This window comes from Dietzia sp. B44 (assembly GCF_014145245.1).
Classification (GTDB): domain Bacteria; phylum Actinomycetota; class Actinomycetes; order Mycobacteriales; family Mycobacteriaceae; genus Dietzia; species Dietzia natronolimnaea.
This window is the reverse complement of the sequence record NZ_JAALEF010000471.1, coordinates 1-2,204: the sequence shown is the minus strand read 5'-3', so window position 1 is coordinate 2,204 and position 2,204 is coordinate 1. Positions and strand designations below refer to the sequence as shown.

The window sequence follows — 2,204 nt, the reverse complement described above, 5'->3', positions numbered from 1 at the left end:
TGGCGGGACCGCAACGTCGACGCCTTCTGCGCCGGGTACGCCGAGGTGAGCGACTCGGACCCCCGCGACACCGGTGCGCTCCTCCGGGCGTACACGCTGGACAAGGCCCTCTACGAGGTGGTGTACGAGTCGCGCAACCGGCCCAGCTGGGTGGGGGTCCCGCTGGGCGCGGTCGAGCGCATCCTCGCGACGGACTAGCGCCGTGCCGTCAGCTCGCGGGCAGCTGGTCCTTGGCCCACTTGTAGTCGGCCTTGCCCGCGGGCGAGCGGCGGATCTCGGGCACGTCGACGATCACCTTGGGGACCTTGTAGTTGGCCAGTGACTGACGCAGGAACTCGGACAGCTCGTCCTGCTCCACCGACTGCCCCTCGCGGAACGAGACCACGGCGGCGACCTTCTGGCCGTAGCGCGGGTCCGGCGCCCCGGCGACGAGCGCGTCGTGCACGGCCGGGTGCGCCTTGAGCGCCTGCTCGACCTCCTCCGGGAAGACCTTCTCGCCGCCGGTGTTGATGCACCCCGAACCGCGGCCGAGGAACACGATGGTGCCGTCCTCGCGGAGCTGTCCCATGTCGCCCAGGACCGAGACGCGTCGACCGTCGACCACGGGGAACGTCTTGGCGGTCTTCTCCGGGTCGTTCCAGTAACCGATCGGCAGGTGACCGCGGCGGACGATGTAGCCGATCTCGTCCGAGCCCGGCTCGATGGGACGGAAGTCCTCGTCGACCAGGCCGAGCTTCGGGCTGGCCGGGATGGTCATCTCGCCGGACTCGCTCATCCCGAGCTCGCCGTCGTTGCCGGCCTCCGAGGCGCCGAAGTTGTCGCGGATGATGATGTTGGGCAGCACCTCGAGGACGCGCTCGCGGCTGGACTTGGACCAGATGCCGCCGCCGGAGGCCATCATGAACAGGGTGCTGAAGTCCATGGTCTCGGTGCCCTTGACCAGCTCGTCCGTCAGCGGCACCGCCATGCCGTCGCCGACGAACATGAGGATGTGCGCCTTGTGCTCGGCGGTCGCCCGGATGATCTCCGCCGCGTCGAACTCGCGGAACATGATGAGGTGGCCGCCGAGGTTCACGAAGGTCAGCAGCGTGAACAGGCCCGCACCGTGCATGAGCGGGGCCGAGATGACCACCTTCATCCCGCCGTCGGGCGAGACGTTGTCGGCGACCTCGGCGGGGCTGTGCCGCTTGTCACCGTAGGGGTTGCCCCCGGACAGGCACGCGTAGAAGTAGTCCGACATGTGCCACTGCACGCCCTTGGGGAAGCCGGTGGTCCCGCCGGTGTAGACGATCCAGTGGTCGTCGCCGCGGACGGGCTCGAAGTCCCGCTCCGCCGACTGTGCCGGCCACTCGGTGTCCCCGTCGACCACCGTCAGGCCCTTCTCGGCACACGCCGAGGCCAGGACCTCCGGGACGCCGCCGAACACGATCACGGTACGCACGGTCTCGAGCTTCGGGACCGCTGCGGCCATGGTCTCGGCGAACTCGGCGTCGACCAACACGGCGATCGACTTGGAGTCGTTGAACAGGTAGACCAACTCGGGCGCGGTGTACCGGTAGTTCACGTTGATCCCGGCCACCCGGGTCTTCATGCACCCGATGATGGCCGCCATGTGCGCGGTGCTGTTCTTCATGTAGAGCGCGACGTGGCTGAGCGGCTCCGCACCGTGGGCGCGGAGCAGGTGCCCCATCTGGTTGGCGAGATCGTCGACCTGACGGTAGGTGTAGTCGACGCCGTCCATGGTCAGCAGTGCGTTGTCCGGGATCTTGTCGGCGACGGCCTCGAACACCGCGGCCTCGTTCATCTCCGGGTTGGTTCCGGCGAGCGGATCGGTCGAATGGTCAGCAGCTTCGGTCATGGCAGAATCCTTCGCGAGGGCGGACGAAATGTGGCTGTCCTCACATTGTGACCTGAACTTGTTCTCATGTCCAGACGGCACCCTGATCAGGTCAAACTCTTAATAAGTAGAACGAGTTCTAGAGCAGTTCGTGTCCATGGCAACGATTCTGCGTGACCCCACGCCCCCGAGCGCCTACATTTTGGACATGAGTTCACGGCGGTCCCCGCAGAGCGGCGCGCCCTACGACGGGGGCCTGATGCTGCCCCACGCCACCCGGACGGGGAGCGTCCCGGTGGACGGTCGCCGATCGGCCGCGCCGGAGGCGGATCGGCCCTCCGGCCGGAGGCCGGTGCTGACGGGCCCC

At 67.8% G+C, this 2,204-nt stretch carries 1 protein-coding gene and 1 pseudogene; one reads left to right on the top strand and one right to left on the bottom strand.

Annotated features, from left to right (window positions below; genetic code table 11):
- Window positions 1–198: pseudogene (locus tag G6017_RS14330) on the top strand (maltokinase N-terminal cap-like domain-containing protein); the annotation flags it as partial.
- A gap of 10 nt (window positions 199–208) precedes the next feature.
- On the opposite strand, the gene G6017_RS14325 reads toward G6017_RS14330, so the two are convergent.
- On the bottom strand, window positions 209–1,858 hold the full coding sequence (locus G6017_RS14325) for an AMP-binding protein (RefSeq protein ID WP_179524527.1): 1,650 nt from the start codon (window positions 1,856–1,858) through the stop codon (window positions 209–211).
- Window positions 1,859–2,204: the final 346 nt, after the last annotated feature.